General features: G+C 32.6%; 17 protein-coding genes. 4 read left to right on the top strand and 13 right to left on the bottom strand.

Annotated elements, in window-relative coordinates:
* Position 1: 1 nt before the first annotated feature.
* From BUA21_RS05685 to BUA21_RS05650, 8 genes are all read right to left on the bottom strand, one after another.
* Positions 2-709: an ABC transporter ATP-binding protein gene (locus tag BUA21_RS05685; protein WP_072743849.1), complete on the bottom strand. Its 708-nt coding sequence runs from the start codon at positions 707-709 to the stop codon at positions 2-4.
* Positions 710-807: 98 nt separating this feature from the next.
* Positions 808-2,394 carry a CotH kinase family protein gene (locus tag BUA21_RS05680; protein WP_072743848.1) on the bottom strand — a complete coding sequence of 529 codons (1,587 nt, stop codon included), beginning with the start codon at positions 2,392-2,394 and terminating at the stop codon, positions 808-810.
* A gap of 27 nt (positions 2,395-2,421) precedes the next feature.
* Positions 2,422-3,099, bottom strand: a complete 678-nt coding sequence (locus BUA21_RS05675) for a DUF4956 domain-containing protein (RefSeq protein ID WP_199228884.1) — start codon at positions 3,097-3,099, stop codon at positions 2,422-2,424.
* Positions 3,100-3,121: 22 nt separating this feature from the next.
* Positions 3,122-3,805 carry a polyphosphate polymerase domain-containing protein gene (locus BUA21_RS05670; protein ID WP_199228886.1) on the bottom strand — a complete coding sequence of 228 codons (684 nt, stop codon included), beginning with the start codon at positions 3,803-3,805 and terminating at the stop codon, positions 3,122-3,124.
* A gap of 121 nt (positions 3,806-3,926) precedes the next feature.
* On the bottom strand, positions 3,927-5,264 hold the full coding sequence (locus BUA21_RS05665) for a sensor histidine kinase (RefSeq protein WP_143147139.1): 1,338 nt from the start codon (positions 5,262-5,264) through the stop codon (positions 3,927-3,929).
* A gap of 95 nt (positions 5,265-5,359) precedes the next feature.
* Positions 5,360-6,031, bottom strand: coding sequence for a response regulator transcription factor (locus tag BUA21_RS05660; protein WP_072743844.1), 672 nt, complete (start codon positions 6,029-6,031; stop codon positions 5,360-5,362).
* Between the two features lie 125 nt (positions 6,032-6,156).
* Entirely contained in the window at positions 6,157-8,250 is a 2,094-nt protein-coding gene (locus tag BUA21_RS05655; RefSeq protein ID WP_072743843.1) for a glucosaminidase domain-containing protein, read from the bottom strand.
* Between the two features lie 128 nt (positions 8,251-8,378).
* Positions 8,379-9,515 carry an MBL fold metallo-hydrolase gene (locus tag BUA21_RS05650; protein WP_084604172.1) on the bottom strand — a complete coding sequence of 379 codons (1,137 nt, stop codon included), beginning with the start codon at positions 9,513-9,515 and terminating at the stop codon, positions 8,379-8,381.
* 221 nt (positions 9,516-9,736) lie between these two features.
* Here BUA21_RS05650 and BUA21_RS05640 point away from each other — a divergent pair, with 221 nt between their 5' ends.
* Positions 9,737-10,912 carry a cation diffusion facilitator family transporter gene (locus tag BUA21_RS05640; protein WP_072743842.1) on the top strand — a complete coding sequence of 392 codons (1,176 nt, stop codon included), beginning with the start codon at positions 9,737-9,739 and terminating at the stop codon, positions 10,910-10,912.
* Positions 10,913-10,961: 49 nt separating this feature from the next.
* On the opposite strand, the gene BUA21_RS05635 is transcribed toward BUA21_RS05640, so the two are convergent.
* The 3 genes from BUA21_RS05635 to BUA21_RS05625 all read right to left on the bottom strand — a co-directional run bounded on the left by BUA21_RS05635 (position 10,962) and on the right by BUA21_RS05625 (position 13,566).
* Complete coding sequence (locus BUA21_RS05635; RefSeq protein ID WP_072743841.1) at positions 10,962-11,747, bottom strand: sugar phosphate isomerase/epimerase family protein; 786 nt, start codon at positions 11,745-11,747, stop codon at positions 10,962-10,964.
* A gap of 234 nt (positions 11,748-11,981) precedes the next feature.
* Positions 11,982-13,082, bottom strand: coding sequence for a transposase (locus BUA21_RS05630; RefSeq protein ID WP_084604171.1), 1,101 nt, complete (start codon positions 13,080-13,082; stop codon positions 11,982-11,984).
* Positions 13,012-13,566: a transposase family protein gene (locus tag BUA21_RS05625; RefSeq protein WP_072743839.1), complete on the bottom strand. Its 555-nt coding sequence runs from the start codon at positions 13,564-13,566 to the stop codon at positions 13,012-13,014. The genes BUA21_RS05630 and BUA21_RS05625 overlap by 71 nt, the downstream gene beginning before the upstream one ends.
* 301 nt (positions 13,567-13,867) lie before the next feature.
* Between BUA21_RS05625 and BUA21_RS15095 the strand changes: the two genes are divergently transcribed.
* The 3 genes from BUA21_RS15095 to BUA21_RS05615 all read left to right on the top strand — a co-directional run bounded on the left by BUA21_RS15095 (position 13,868) and on the right by BUA21_RS05615 (position 15,992).
* A complete protein-coding gene (locus BUA21_RS15095) occupies positions 13,868-14,425 on the top strand; it encodes a hypothetical protein (protein ID WP_234973683.1) in 558 nt (185 codons plus the stop codon).
* Positions 14,406-14,852 (top strand): winged helix-turn-helix transcriptional regulator, encoded by a 447-nt coding sequence (locus BUA21_RS15090; protein WP_234973682.1) that lies wholly within the window; start codon positions 14,406-14,408, stop codon positions 14,850-14,852. Before BUA21_RS15095 ends, BUA21_RS15090 begins: the two co-directional genes overlap by 20 nt.
* Positions 14,853-15,239: 387 nt before the next feature.
* Entirely contained in the window at positions 15,240-15,992 is a 753-nt protein-coding gene (locus BUA21_RS05615) for a hypothetical protein (protein ID WP_072743838.1), read from the top strand.
* 191 nt (positions 15,993-16,183) lie between these two features.
* On the opposite strand, the gene BUA21_RS05610 is transcribed toward BUA21_RS05615, so the two are convergent.
* Together BUA21_RS05610 and BUA21_RS14680 are read right to left on the bottom strand one after the other, a co-directional pair.
* Positions 16,184-16,897: an NUDIX domain-containing protein gene (locus BUA21_RS05610; RefSeq protein ID WP_072743837.1), complete on the bottom strand. Its 714-nt coding sequence runs from the start codon at positions 16,895-16,897 to the stop codon at positions 16,184-16,186.
* A gap of 23 nt (positions 16,898-16,920) precedes the next feature.
* Positions 16,921-17,135 (bottom strand): hypothetical protein (locus BUA21_RS14680; RefSeq protein ID WP_159429090.1); only part of this gene is annotated, 215 nt, incomplete at its 5' end.

Genomic DNA, 17,135 nt, shown 5'->3' with positions numbered 1-17,135 from the left:
TTTACCACTCTATCCTTTCTACTGGAATAGGATTTTTATTTATTTCTTCTGATTCTACCTTTCCGTTTTTTATCTTTATTATCTTATCTGCCATAGGTGCAATAGCTAGATTGTGGGTAACTACTACTACTGTCATTCCATTGTCTCTACTTGTATCCTGTAACAATTTAAGCACCGATTTTCCTGTATTGTAATCTAATGCACCTGTAGGTTCATCACATAATAGCAATTTGGGATTTTTAGCAAGGGCTCTAGCTATGGCTACTCTCTGCTGTTCTCCACCTGACAGTTGACTCGGAAAATTGTCCTTTCTGTCTTTAAGTCCTACTTGTTCCAATACCTTATATGGTTCAAGAGGATCTTTACATATTTCAGTTGCCAATTCTATATTTTCCAGTGCAGTAAGATTTTGAACTAGATTGTAAAACTGAAAAACAAAGCCTATATCATATCTTCTGTAGGTAGTTAATTCTCTTGATGAATACTCACTTATTTCATTGTCACCAACTATTAGTTCACCACTAGTTGGTGAATCCATACCACCTAAAATATTTAATACTGTACTTTTGCCAGCACCACTAGGCCCTACTACCACTACAAATTCTCCCTTGTCTATGGAAAAAGATATACTATCCAGGGCCTTTATTTCAATCTCACCCATCTTATAAATTTTTTTGATATCCTTTAGCTTAATAAAATTTTTCTCCATTGGCATCCTTCCTTATAAAATTTCTTAACTTTACATTTTATAATATTTTATGCTATTTTCCCATATTAGTAAAGGGGGAAATAAAGCTGGCAAGTTTATCAACTTAACCAGCTTTTAAATTTATATGCAAACACTAAAGCCAATAATAAAATCAAAATACTTATAAACGATATTATCAACATCTGTTTTTTTGTATCATCCTTTTTAATTTCACCCTTTGGTTCTTCTCTAGGCACATTTTCTTTTAACTTAAATTCATCTTCATTCTGAGCTCCATTATCAAATGTTTTTTGTCCTGGAGAGATATTTTCTCTTGGTCTCCCCATAGAACCAAGTACTGACAAATCAACAGTTGTTTCAATAGTTCCATAGCTTGTAGATGGTTGCTGACCTTTGAGCTGAGCTTCTATACTCTTTCCCCTATCAACGCCAAGTTGTTTAAGAACTGATATTGAATTTTGATATTCTTCGTAGGTATAAAATGCAGTGGAATCATCTTTTACATAATCATTTATTAATTTATTTACCTTATCTATTGTCTCTTCATATTCACCAGATTCTATATAATCCGTAACTATCATACTTAGATATTCATGATAAGTTTTTTTATATTCTTCTACTTCTAATAATTTAGATATAAGTGGACTATTTTCCATAGTATCACTTACAGGTTCATCAATTGGAAAATTTACGGCAGATTGTCCATCCCTCACTTGATAACCCGCAAAAGATAGATTTAAATCCCAAGGCAGTATTTGAAACATCCCATTTCTTTCATATAAATAGTAGTTATGTTTTAAATTGCCCGCATAACTATCAAGATTTACAAGAAAGGTATTGACTGCAAAGTATTTTAATACCTCATCTACATCTAGGTATCTTTCTAAATTGGTACCTTCATTGAGATTTTTAATCATTTCTATAACTTTCTCATTATCTTTTCTATTCGTGGTACTAAATACCACATTATCAAAAATACCATCATAATTAGATAAATCATCACCATTATAAACCAAACTTGTTCCACTACTAGCGCCTGGGTTTCCACCTGTTTTTGTACTTTCTGGTTTATAAAGGTTCCCATCTGCACTACCAAAACATCTTTCTATAAAACTTTCTTCCATTACTTCAATTGCTAAATATAATCCCCATTCCTCACCATTTATTTTTATATGAGCATAAGAACAAGCTGGAGTTGCTATACCCATATTTGAAAACATTTCATAGGATATATACTCCTTCATATAAGTAGCATCAGAAATACAATTATTAAGTGCCAACTTCTCAAGTCCATAATAAGTTTGTCCTTTTATATATTCGTGAAAATCAATTTTAAAACTATAGCGATTAGTAGTATTGTCACCCGCAACCATTTTTAAACTGGAGTTTCCTTTTGGTCTAATTCCAACACTTGAAAATTTTTCACCATTTATATTTATATCACCTATGATATATTCTTTTTCTATAGCATTTTCTAGGAGTCCTTCCCAATCTTTCTCGTTAACAGTAATATCAATCTCATTTACCTGACTCTTATCGAAAAGTTTATCTATATATTCTGGCTGTGATATCTCTAGCGTATTTTTTTTAGTATTTGGATTTATAATTGGATAAGCTAATATTAAAAATACACACAACATTATAGAAATTATGGCTACGGGAGTTATATATTTTTCCTTTATCATTATTCAGCACCACTCTTTCTTAAAGCTTTATCCCATATAGTCACCATTATAGCTTACCATGACTACATTGGAGACTCCATTTATTTTATATAAATCATTTATAAAATTGGTTTTCATTTCTTTAAGCCTTATTTCGACAGTAAGCTCAAATCCACTTTCCCTTGAGACAGTTTTAGATTTTATTGCATATTTTTCTACTTTGTCGTTAATTACAGATAAAACACCATCTTCACATTCATCATCCCTACAATTTACGACAACAATATAAGAGGTTTCATTTGGTTTTCTATTTACAAATAATAGCATTGTTATGCCAATAATCACCGAGCCCAAAAGTGCAATTGGTATAAGTCCTCCACCTAAAATTACACCAACAGAAATTGCCCAAAACAAAAAGGCCGTATCAAGTGGTTCTTTTATTGCAGTTCTAAAACGAATAACTGAAAGTGCACCTACCATTTTTAAAGATAATATAATCTTTGATGTTGTAGCTAAAATAATTAGTGTCGATATTAAAGTCAATACCATAAGAGACACTCCAAAACTTTCGGAGTACATAACACCTTTAAAAGTCTTCTTATACACAATTCTAATAAAAAGTCCTAATGCAAAAGCAAGTCCCAGTGCTACCAACATGTCTAAAATTGATACTTGGTCTATATTATCAAATAAATTTAATTGAAAAATATCATTTAAACTATTCACAATTTCATCTCCTTACTCATATCTATCCAAAAGTTCTACAAAGAGCATATTTGGATGCTGCTTTAGGTTTTCTTTCGCCGGTTTGAATAATATCAGCTATTATATCTGGTAAAAATTCATCATATTTCACTTCTAAAATTAATTTATTAGGTTCTAAAACTTCCATAGTAGGTAATCTTTCATCAAATATATCAGTTGAAAAAAGTCCACTCCGAATGGAACTATCAAAAGTCACGCGCACATTGCCTATTGGATAAATATATGCTTCACGTATATAATCTACTATGGTTTTAGGTCTATATAATCCATTTTTCATCTTAATATAAAGTTCATTCAATAGCTCTTTATCACTATATTTTAGCCAATCTATCTCTCCACTTATAATCTTTATACATTCATCTTTAGTTAGTCTAGTATTCAATTTTGAAGTAAGTCCATTGTTCTTCATCTTCTTTTCTAAACGGATAAAGGATGTGTCTCCATTATAAAATCTAATTCTAAATTTTTCTCTCCGATTTACTCCAAATATTTTCTCAAACAATGCAGTATCATTTAAGTCGTCAAAATATATGCTTCTTATAGAATATTGACTATTTTCCTTTGCATGTTTATCTAATTTCATTATTTGTTTTACTTTACTTCGTATAATGTAATAATCCCCCAAATTAATATGAGTTTTATATTCATGTCTAAATTTAATCTTCATCACCCCTTAAATTTTTTCTACATCTAAATACTACTTTTCTTTTGTGATAATTTAATGATATTTGCTGGAAAATCAAGTGAAAATTAAAGAAGACAAGAATTTGCTTGTCTTCCTTTTGCATTTATTTAGTTCTAAGTTGAAACCAAAATTTACTTCCCTCGCCTACAGTGCTATCTATGCCAAAATTTACATTATGTGCCATTAGTATTCCTTTGACAATGGAAAGACCCAGTCCAGTTCCCATTGCTGCACGCTTATGAGTTTTACCTGATTTATAATACCTATCCCATACAAGATTTATTTCTTCTTTAGGTATACCTTTCCCTGTATCTTCTACTTCAAATTGAACATATTCTCCTAAATTTTTTATATTAATAGTCACAAATTTATCTTCCCCAGTATAATATACTGAATTGCTAACTAAGTTATAAATTGTCTGTTCAATTTTCTTTTCATCACCAATTACTAATGTATTATCATCACAATTAAAATTAAAAGTATAACCATATCTTTCTGTAAGAATTTTGAATTTTTTTAGAATACTCTCAGTGGTTTTCCCAAGATCAAAGGTATTACATTCTATTTGATCAATTCCTGATTGAAGTTTAGATAAATTCAGTATGTCATTTACCAATTCAGTCAATCTATCTGACTCATCAATAATAACCTTTACATGAGAATTTCGTTTTTCAGGTATATTACCAGAAATATCTCGTATCATTTCTGCATAAGATTTTATCAATGTTAGAGGGGTCTTTAAATCATGAGAAACATTTGCAATAAAATCTCTTCTCAATTCTTCTGTCTTTGAAAGCTCATTTGTAGCATAGTTTAAAGTCTCTGCTAATTGATTTATTTCAGTATAATCCCCACCTTCAAAGGTAACGTCATAGTCTCCCTTAGCTAAAGCTGAAGCAGCATCTGTTATTTGTGTTATGGGTTTGGATACTTTTGAAGCAATGATAAATGAAAGACCAACAGCCAATATCGAAGACATTATAGTTACTATTATTAATTGATTTTTTAAAACTGAAGTTGTAGAATCTATAGGATCCAGTAGACCATTTATATATAAATATAGCTTTTCACCATTTTCTGCACTTAATATCGCACCATAAATTACAGTAGGTGCTCTTAACTTTGTATTATCAACAGTATATAATATTTCACCATCTTCACTTTCTAAAAGCTTTTTAATAAATATTGATGTATCCATTGGATTTACTCTTGGCGGTCCAGGTTCTCCAAAACCAATTGATGGCAATACTAACTCTCCTCTTTCATTTAAAATTTGAATTATTATTCCTCTTTTAAATGAAGTGCTGTATATTATATCTTCAAAATTATCTTTGCCATATTCTGAAACTAGTGCACTTCCAATTTTTTTTATTTCTTTAGTCTTCATAGATTTATAATAAGTATTTAAAAATACTATTTGTAATAGCCATAATATAGTCATTATAATTGCTGTGAATAATACGAAATATATCCAAAGCTTAGATTTTAAGCTTTTACTATTTGTCCATTTTTTCAATTTATTCACCACTTTTGAATTTATTCTCTATATTCGAACTTATATCCAAACCCACGTAAAGTTACAATATAATCTCTATATTTTCCAAGACTATTTCTAATCATTTTTATATGTGTATCAACAGTCCTATCATCACCAAAAAAATCATATCCCCAAACTTCATTCAAAATTTGCTCTCTTGAAAGTGCAACATTTTTATTTTTTACTAGATAAAATAACAAATCATATTCCTTAGGGGTCATCTCTATCTCTACTCCATCTACACAAACATTTCTACCTGCTATATTAATTTCCAAACCATTAAATTTGAGTTTTGGGTCAATCTTTTTACCGGAATTTCTACTAACTATCACATTTAATCTAGCCATTACCTCTTTAGGAGAAAAAGGTTTAACTACATAATCATCAATTCCTATTTCAAAACCAAAAAGCTTATCGTATTCTTCTCCTCTAGCAGAAAGCATAAGTACTGGTATATCTTTCATCTTTCGTATCTCTTTATAGGCAGAAAAACCATCAAGTTTTGGCATCATAATATCCATTATAATAACATCAAAATCTTCTTTTCTGCATAAATTTATTGCTTCCATACCGTCTCTTGCTTGAACTACTGTATTTCCTTCAAATTCAGCATATTCACTAATAACTTCGCGAATCTTTTCTTCATCATCTACAACTAAAATTTTGAACATTAAAAAACCTCCTCTGTTCAATATTTATATGATTATATCATAAGTAATTTATGTGTTAGTTATGTGATAAAACAAAAAATTTTTAAAAAAGAACCGGCAAGTTTATTAACTTAGCCGGTTCTTTTTTAAATTCCTATCTTGTCGAGTTCTTGCAAATTGTATAATTTTATCAATTTCATTAATTTCAATGCATACTGGGGATCTGTTGCATATCCTGCTCTTTTTAATGCCCAAGCCCCTTCTGTAGAATTGTGCATTACTTCTCTAAAAAGCTCATATCTATCTCCCTTAAGCAACAAATCCTTATGATCTGCCCAGCTTTCACCTACATTATTGTAGGCTCTAAAGCTTGCATCAACACGAAAAGTTTTCCCATTATATACTTCCCATGTATTTGATGTGACAGAACCTGCTGTTCCCTTGCCCTTTATTCCAAAGAGATTTAAAGATTTTTTCCCACTGTATTTATCTACAGGAGCACTTTGCCCCCAACCTGTTTCAAGAATAGCTTGAGCTGTCTGTAGTGCAGCTGACATTCCTGTCTTTTCCCAAGATTTTTTCGCTAAGTCAGATGCAAGACCCATAAATTTATCCTTTTCAATTATAGGTTTAGGACCATATATTTTACCTAAATACACTCTAATAGGGATTTCTTCACTTTCAATCTTTTTCCCATCATACATTCCTATGGCCTTCATGCTCCAATTTCCTGCATCTTTTTGAACTGGAGTATAAGTACAAATGGCTGAAGGACTTTGCTTTGAAGCAATAATCTTTTTTTGACCTGTATTTGATTTGATGAGAATATAATCTACACTATCCAATTTCACATTGCTTGTAATTTTTAACTGAACATCTTTTGTCAGAACTTGTTTTGGACCTACCCCTTCTAAAAGTATTTTGGGTTCTCCCTTTACATTGACCTTTATACCTTCACTTTCATGAGTTCTTTCTTTAGTATCCTTAACTCTAACTAAAAGCTCTTTAGGACCTGAGTATTCAGGTTCTGGAAACCATCTGTAATTTCCATAGCCAAATTTCTTTAAACTTTCTTCTTTGCCTGTATTTAAATCTCTTAAAACGTATTCAGTTTCACTGACATCAAAATTTCTTAGAGTTGACAATACAACCGGCTTATCTATGGTTTGCCCTTCAGATACTCCTCCTAATTCTAATTTTTGTTGAACTTCAATTTTTACAGTTATTGTTTCGCTACTATATGAATTGTCAAGACTGTCATAGGCAATTGCTCTAAAGGAATAATTCCCATTTTCCTTAATCATTGGAGTCCATTTATACATTCCTTGTGGATCAGATTCTGCTGATAAAGTTTTCTTTCCTGTATCTAAATTAGTTATTTCATATTTCACATAAGAAGCTACAAAATTGGCATCTGTACCAATAGATACTGTATCATCTAGTATTTTACCTTCCTCAATTCCAGTTAGATACACTTCAGGAACAACATCCAAATTTACCAAGATAGCATCTCCTGCTAAAAAGTTTCCATTTCCATCATATATACCAGCTACAAGAATTCGTTCCCCTTTTTCCTGTAAATCAGGTAGCCAATTGTATGTAGCAGTTAAATCCTTCCCTCTGGCCACTACAAATCCCTTAGCTGTTTGTGGATCCAAAAGAAGATATTTTATCTCTTTAGCATTATTTAAACCATCTTCAGACAGTGAAATTTTAAGACTGGTTTTCCCAGTTATAGTTTGCCCAGTTTCTACAGATAAAATCTTTACATCAGAAAACGGTCTTATATCTTCTTTTTTGCTGGAATCAATTCGAACAATTTTATTGTCTTTATCCCACTCAACTCCTACCCCTAATACATTTCTACATAAATCAAGAGATACAAAAACACGATTATTTATACGTTTGGTAGGTATATCACTTAAATCATAAGTTTTTTCTTGATTTTGATATAGTACCAAATGACTGTTAATTTTTAAAATAGTTAATTTCCCATTTTTCTCAATTTTAATCGTATTATCTTTGTCATTTAAAACAACCTTCGCTCCAAGTTTTTTTGCAATACTCTCAATTGGTACAAGAACCTTGTCATTTTCAACTATTGGCATTCCCAGCGAAGTAACATCTTTCTCATCTAGTACTAATTTAATTTGGCTATCCGCCACAACCTCTGAACTAAATCCTCCAAATATCCATAAGGCCATCAACAATACAATCATGCTCCAACTTATTTTTTTCATTTTATTCCGCCCCCTCTTCAACTAAAGTTCTTCTTATACTTTAATATAATTATATCAAATTATAACAACTTCATCCACAAAAAAATTAAGGGGTTGTTGCCTTTAAAAAGGCAACAACCCCTTAATTTCTATTTAAATTCTAAAACTGTTCCTGTACTATTAACAAAACTCATATCTGGAGCTATCCTTTGAAACATTTCTATTGCTTTTGGCCCTGTACAGTGGGATACTCCTACTTTTTCAACTCCTAAATCTCTAAAGTATTGAATTGTTTTTTCTATTCGTGCTTCATCTGCATCTATTAAATGAGTTCTACCTATAACAGCATATATATTCTTGCCCGTTCTCCTATGTATAGTATCTACTATATTCATGATCCCATTGTGAGAACATCCTGTTAATATAACAATTCCCTTGTTTGTATCAATAGCTATTGCTACCTCTTCTACAAATTCGTCTGTTTTATATCCTTCAGCTGTTTTAACTTGCATTGAAGTATTTAGTTTTTCATAATTTCTATCAAAATTTGAGAAAATAGTTATCTGATCATTAAGTTTATATTCATCTACATCAATATACTCAATTTTTACACCTTTTCCCTTTAAATATGCTTCATCAAAATCTATACCTATAGCAGTATGTCCTGGAGTTCCATCTGTAAAATCAAGCTTTGGACCAGGTTTTTCTTGATAATGATATTTGCCTGGATATTTAAAGAAGCTATCCTTTACACAAAAAGTACAATTGTTTGGTTTAACATTCTCATAAAAAGGCTTCACGCCACCACAGTGGTCATAATGTTCATGGCTTAAAATCATGTAATCAGTTTTACTCATATCAATATTTAATTTCTTTGCATTTTCAAGAAACTTTCCTGTTTTAGCTGTATCAAATAGGATGTTTCCATCTTCTGTTTCAATGTACATAGAAATACCAAATTCATTATCTAATTCAGGATGTGAAGCATTGGAATTTTCTATTAAAGTTGTAACTTTAACAGGTGCTTTTTTCTCTGTAGTTTTGCCCTTGTTTACATAAACCTTTCCATCCTTGTATTCTACATTTCCACCAAATTGTTCAACCATATAACGTAAAGGTGCATAAGTTGTCCCATCAAGAATGAAAGCATTTACATCAACTTCTTGTCCATCCACAATTAGTTTAGTTTTGTTTGACTTTGCATTGTCACTAGCAAAAGCTGGTATAGCTTGAATGATAAATAAAGCTAATACTAACACAATCGCTACATATGTTTTATTTTTCATAAACAACTCCTCCTTTAATTTATGTACTTCAAAGCATTAAAATTATATCATGAAAATCCGACAAAATTAGCAATATTGATATATTTGATGAACACTGTACATATCATAGGCAAAACTTATAAATCCTTATATATTTTCATGAATTATTCAATGAGATTCATTTACATAAAAATATGATATAATTGTTGTAATATTGATCATAATAATTTGGAGGGTACTTTATGATAACAGATTTTTTATTGAAATTTGCAACAAAGGGAAATACTGATTTTTCGGATAATGTAGTTAGAGGTAAAGTTGGCTATCTAGCTGGAATAGTTGGAATTATAGTCAACTTGATTCTATTTATAATTAAATTGACTATAGGGATTATAGTCTCCTCAATAGCTGTTTTGGCAGATGCATTTAACAATCTATCCGATGCAGCTTCTTCTATTATTACAATTGTAGGATTTAAACTCTCAAGTTTACCACCTGACAAAGAACATCCTTATGGTCATGGCAGAATAGAATACTTATCTGCTTTGATTGTTGCTTTTATGGTCATGTTGGTAGGATTTCAATTTATAAAGACTTCTATCAATCGTATCATGAATCCTCAAGCTGTAGTATTTGAATGGATACCTTTTATCATTTTGTTGGTTTCAATCCTCTTTAAGGTTTGGCTAAGTATATTCAATAAAAAACTGGGAGACAAAATTTCTTCATCTGCTCTTAAAGCTACCTCTACAGATGCTTTAGGTGATGTTTTCACTACCTCTGTAGTAGCAATATCTTTGTTGGCATCCTTATTCACTGATATACCCATTGACGGGTACATAGGAGTTTTAGTAGCTATTGCCATACTCTATGCAGGATTCAATCTAGTAAAAGAAACTATAAATCCTTTGATTGGTGAAGCTCCTAGCGAAGAACTTATAAATTCCATAAAGAATGGCGTACTCTCATATGAATATATAACTGGTGTCCACGACTTAATCATTCACAACTATGGTCCTGGAAGAACTATGGCTTCAATCCATGCAGAATTTCCTTCAAACGTTAATGTAATGGCTATTCATGAAGTAATTGACAAAGCGGAAAGAGAACTCAGTAAAAAACTCGAATTGCATTTGGTGATTCACATGGATCCTATTTGTATGGATACAAAAGAAATTGTAGAAGCTAGAAATGAAGTAGAAAAAATAATCAAAGGCAATACAACAATAAAATCTATGCATGATTTTAGAATAGTTGGAAAAGGAGATAAAAAAAATCTCATATTCGACATTGTGGTAGATGGAAACAAATTGAGTAAAGACATTACAGAGGAAGACATAAAACTTGATATTTCCAATGCCATAAAAAAGAATAGCCCACAATATAACTGCATCATAACAATAGATAAAGAATACTAAAACACAAGAAACACAAGGGGACGGTTCACTCCTGTGTCCCCTTGTGTTCCTATAAATGCTTTAGACGCAATAATTCCACTGATTGCTTCAAAACTGATTCAGTTTTAGTTTCTATGACTACAGTCAAATTATTTTCGTAAGCAAATCTTAATCTTTCCTCCAATGGAATTTCTCCTGTAAAAAGTGGCTGATGATCACTTTTCCCATTATAATCATGTAGATGCATATGCTTAACTTTGTGTGGATATTTTGTGTATATCTTTTCTATTTTGTATCCCCACATAGCATCATGCCCTACATCCCATGTAAAATAAACATCCGGTACACTAGCTAATTTTTTAAAAGTCTCTTCAACAAATCCTTTTATTTGCATATTTTCAATGCACACTAATATTCCTAAGGGTTTTGCAATTTGGACTATTTGACTTAAGGAATCTATAAGGTTTTCCATAAATAATTCACTATTTTTTTCATATACAAATATTTTTTCATCTGGCAATGTAAAATATATTCCCGGATTCAAATGAATATTTATTTTTTTAACTCCAAACTCAGCTCCCCATGTAGCAATATTTTTAAATAATCTAATATTTGCCTGCCTTATTTCTTCATAAAAACAGCCAAAATCAATATCTTCAGGAAAATGTAAAGTAAATTCTATACCATATTCTTTTCGAATTTTCAACAATTCATAAGATGTATTGCTATTAGGCATACAATAAGGCAAATTCATATTAAGCTCAATAAAATCCAATCCAAGTTCCTTGCACAAAAAAACATTTCCTAAAATACTCCTTTTTCCTATCAATGTAGGCATTCCAAATTTAATTGTCAAAGTATCATCTCCATATGTTCCTTATATTATTTTTCCAATTTTATTATATCAAGAATTTTTTGCAACATCCACATATATTCAAACACTGTCATTTTTACTCATTTATCTCTAAAACATTTCATATTCATAGATAGATTTCAATTCCTTATAGGTAGTCTAGAATCCAAATAGATATGTCATATATTTGTAAATGTCAACTCAAAAATGGTTCTTCCTCATAATCGGTTAATTCCATCAAGAAAATAAGGATTGATATATGACTTTCTTTCTTAATAGCTCATAGCTTGCTCTACCATACATATCCCTTTTTATTTGTTTAATCTTGTTTACACTTCCTTCAGTTATACCATTGCTTATCCCATATGATGCTGCATTTATTACCGCTTCCAAATCTGTTTTCAAAGGTGCTATAAATTTATTTATACAGCTATCTTCATATTTAGAATTTATTAAATTTACAAAGCATAGGGTGTTTAGGTTTATTAAATATTCTCTAAACCTTTGATAAAACATTTTATATAGCTTTAATAATGGATATATTTCAAGTATTTCATCAATGTAAATAGTTATCTCCTCATTGTACTTCCAATTAAATATATATTTAATGACCTGACTTCTACTTATTTTCTCAATCCCTTGACATTTAATCCCATTGTTTTCTTTTATCATATCAGAATCTTTTATTTTTGAGATATAATGTTTAAGATTTGAATATGTTAGACTTATTTCTCTTCCTTTAAGGATCCTATAGACCTCAGAAGCATTTTGGTTAAGAGAATACAATTTCGTTATCTCATCTTTATAGGAGTCAAGATAACTATAATTTCTGTTGCTAGTATTATAAACACTGGAACCTTCTACATCAGTAACATTAATATATTTTGCTACTGTCCTTCTATCTATCCCATACTCCTTTGCAATACTTCTATCAGATTTTCCTTTAGCGGATTCCTTTTTTATTTCTAATATTAATTTTTGTTTTTCCTTCTGCTTATCTGTGTATTCTATCTTAACATCTTTGCTATCTATGCTTATTATCTCATTTCGTTCTTTGGTGATATTAATATACATAGGGATTTTACTTTTTATTTCTTTTGATATGGCTTCACTTAAATTCATAATCAAATGAAATCTATCTGCTATATGATCACATTCCTTAGATACTACTTTATAAGAATAACCTCTATCTCTGGAAATAGTGTGGAGATTTGGATATTCAGATAATGCTTTCTGGATTTCATCTGGATCTCTAGTATCTAATATATCAATTATTTTTCCAGTATCTAAATTTACTATAACTGTTCCATAATGATGTTTTTTTAAAGGCAAAATCATCGATTCCAATAGATTGAATATATTCTTTATTAATTAGGTGTTCATATTTCTTAGAAAGCCTCAAGAGAGTATCTCCAGACACCTTTATATTTATATCATTACATCTTCTAGCAGCAGCTTCAGCACTTTGCGTTAAAGAAAATTTAGTTAATAATTCATTTAATCTATTGGTTCTTCGAGCCTTTGTTTCAGCAAATTCATTTATATTTTCACTAAATATTTTTGTACTACAATCTGGATTTTCACATCTATATTTTGCAAGTCTAATTACTAAAAATAAAGGTTTCTCTATAATATTTAAATCTTGTATCTTTCTAGTAAAGTAAGTAGATACAATAGAAGATGCTGTATTACAAGATGGGCAGTTGCATGTGTTTCTCTTACTATTAAAGTATATTGTTATTTTATCTTCAGCGGTATCAACGTTAATTTCCTCCAAATAGCCTGGAAACATATCTTTGATTAGTTTAGATTTCATTGTCATTATTATCACCCATCTATATTATATCATGTGATGAACTGTAGCATAATAACCGATTATGAGGAAGAACCTCAAAAATGTACAATTTTTAGAATCTCAAAATGTACATTTTTGAGTTGACATTTACACTGTTGAATATGAGGCGGACGGAAAGCGCATCCTTTATATCCGTGTGCCGGTTTCACATGATGTTTGCCGGTGTAACAGCCGCATCTATGATCGTAACCACGAGTCTGATATTGACATTACCCATCATTCGGACGAGGTGTATCAATTATATGCGCGGAAAAGCGGCAGTTATTTCGTGAATAAGGTCACAGGCTTTGGAATGGATGCACTCCGCCCCGACCTGATTGAGCGGGCAAGAAACATGACTCGTATCCGTGAAAAAGAGCACCCATGGCGTTCCATGTCGGATGAGGCTTTGTTGCGCAGCGCAGGACTGATTCTTACCGATGAGCACACGCAGAAAGAAGGCGTTACGATTGCCGCAATTCTACTCTTCGGAACCGACAATACAATCATGTCCGTTTTGCCGCAGCATAAGACAGATGCCATCTTCCGTATATTCAACACCGACCGCTATGATGACCGTGATGTGGTCATCACCAATCTCATTGAAAGCTATGATCGACTGATGGCGTTTGGCAGAAAGCACTTGAATGATACTTTCCATTTGGATGGAATCCAAAGTGTCAGCGCAAGGGACAATATTCTGCGTGAGATCGTTTCCAACCTTCTCGCTCATCGTGATTTCTCAAATGCGTATGTTGCGAAACTTGTCATTGAGAGGAATCGCATATACACAGAAAATGCAAACCTTTCGCACGGGTCACGGGGCATTGAGTCTTGCAACATTTGAGCCGTTCCCGAAGAATCCACCGATATCAAAGGTTTTCCGCGAAATCGGTCTGGCTGACGAACTCGGCTCAGGCATGAGAAACACTTACAAATATACGAAGATGTATTCCGGTGGGGAACCGCAGTTTGTCGAGGGAGATGTGTTCCGCATTACGATCCCGTTGTCTGAAGTTGCGACCGCCACCGTCGGCCCGGACATTATCGCTCCAAACAATGGAGTGATAAATGGAGCGATAACTCTTTCTGAAACGGAAAAAAGAATGCTGCAATTCCTTAAGACGAATCCCCGCGCAACGAAACCGACAATCGCCGCTTCCATTGGAATTGGCGCTGGAACTGTGGAAAGAGCCATCAAAAAGCTAAAGGGACTTAAATTGCTCAAACGTGTAGGCTCCAATAAAGCTGGATACTGGAAAGTGAATTGTTGAATAAAAAACGAGCAGCAAAGTCATGAAGATTCATAACCTGTTGCTCGTTATCTTTATTTAGGGCCTACTGAAAAACACGTATATGTTGTGAATATTTAATATTTCTCACATGAAATCTGCTAATGTTGCAATCTGAGGTTTGGATTTTCACTTTTTTCTAATCCGTAATACCCCCATAATCAAGGGTTGCTACTTCTAAAGTGCCCATTTTGGGTCCTGGTATCTGTTGTACTATATATAAGGGCATATCCTTTATTGCGCCTAAAGTTGGAATATAGCGGTGGTAATGGATGAAAACTGAATAATATTAAGGCATTTTTAGGCTAAGGTAAAAATCGGGACTTTTTCAGTAGACCCTATTTATTGAATATCGTTAAGGAAGTAGTTATGATCGATTCATCTGAATTCAAATATGAGCCATACACGGACGGTCGGGTTATCAATCGACCGGGATTCACCGTCGGCATGTCGGGACCGCTCCTCATTGCCACACATAAAACCACAGGCAGAAGGTTCCTTGTAAAACACACATATCCCCACAACGCCGCCAACGAATATGTCGCCTGCTGGCTTGCGGAAAGAATTGGCGCACCGGCACCGAAGGCGTATCTTCTCAGTCCCAACAGAGCGTTTGCATCAAAATACGCCGTCGCACTCGAATACATTGACGGGCTTCGCGGATTCAAAAAGGAAGATGTGCCGGAGAAATTGAAGCCAGATCTGATTGCTCAGTTCGCGCTGTGCCTTGTGCTCCGGCTTGATGACATGATCCAGTTGAGCCGTACCGACGAGCACATCTACTCCTACGATTTCTCAGAGGGATTCAACATCGTGGACATGGGACTCATCCTCAGAGTGGGAGAAGGCACAATGGTCGATCTTCTTCGTTCACCGCTGCAGCAGTTCAAGAGGTTCACCGAAAAGGAGAATTTCAATGTACCGGGGCTCGCTCGTGAATTTAACCTTGACCCAGAAGAAATGAGAAGCGGTATGATAGCCGCTGTCAAGCGCACTGTGGCAATCACGGACGAGGAACTTGATGCACTGTCCGATGAGCTCATGGCAATGTATCCGGCAGCGATTGCTGTTTACTACGAGGAGTGTATCCGTGCAATCAGGGAGAAAGCCGTAAAGTTATAGGAAGCACTCATCCCCTCTTTGATGGTATAGGTTATTAAGCATCTCCAGTTCTTCTTTATTCAATTGACACTACTTAGGGCTTACTGAAAAACTGCTTCCAGCGCCCAAAACCTGAGAAAGCGCAAAAGCCATCGCCACAGCCGGTGGGCTGCGTTCATGGATATTATATTTTACCTATCTCTTTCTTGTTCTTAAGTTTTTGATATATCCCTATATTTAATATTCTCTATATTAAATCCTGTTAAAGCTAAATCAACTTGTAAAGCATTTTTTAACTCACTTGGTACTAAATTTGTATTATATATTTCTGTTAATGGAATCAGTGTCGGGATATAATGCCCTCCTTTTTTGATATGTTCAGGATCCGTGAATTCTGGACCAATGCCATTTCCAAATTTTCCATCAACATATTTACAAAGAAAATAGTTATGTATATTTGTTTCGTTTTCTTGAGTATACAATAATCGAATCGTTTCCGCTTGTATTCCTAACTCTTCTTGTATCTCACGAACTGCTGTTTCTTCAACCTTTTCTCCTTCTTCTACACCACCACCTGGAACTACAAAAAAATCATCAATTATTTCTGGATTAGTTTTACTTAGTTTTAATCTGTGAACTAAAGCTAAACATTCTTTTTCTTTTCCACTTTCATCTTGTATAATTAATAAACCTCTAGAAGTTATTCTTTTATTATTACCTTCCATATCTTTATTCTCCTTTATATTAATTGGCTTTGATATCATATCAACAATAATATTTGCATAATTAAATATTTGTGATTTGTTTTTACCCCTAATAAACTGTTCCGTATCAAATTCTGGTAAATTATATAATGAAGCAAATTTTGTATATACGTCATGATAATCTAAACAATCTATTCCATTTTGTATTAAAACAATTCTCATAATATGCGAAAGATTTTTAAAAATTACATCATATTTTTTTCATCTTCTTCATATAAACTTCTTCTTAGGGAATGCAATTCACTTGGCATGCATTCTCTATATGCTAATCTTATATCATCAAATGTGTATTTTGTAAAATTTAATGTAGTGTCATATATTAATGGTTGGAAATCTCCTTGTTCCATTTTATATATTGCATACTTTGTTTTAGTATCTAATTCATCTATAGAAGATAGTG

The sequence above is a fragment of the Sporanaerobacter acetigenes DSM 13106 genome, from assembly GCF_900130025.1.
Lineage (GTDB): Bacteria > Bacillota > Clostridia > Tissierellales > Sporanaerobacteraceae > Sporanaerobacter > Sporanaerobacter acetigenes.
This window is presented reverse-complemented; position numbering and strand designations above follow the sequence as displayed.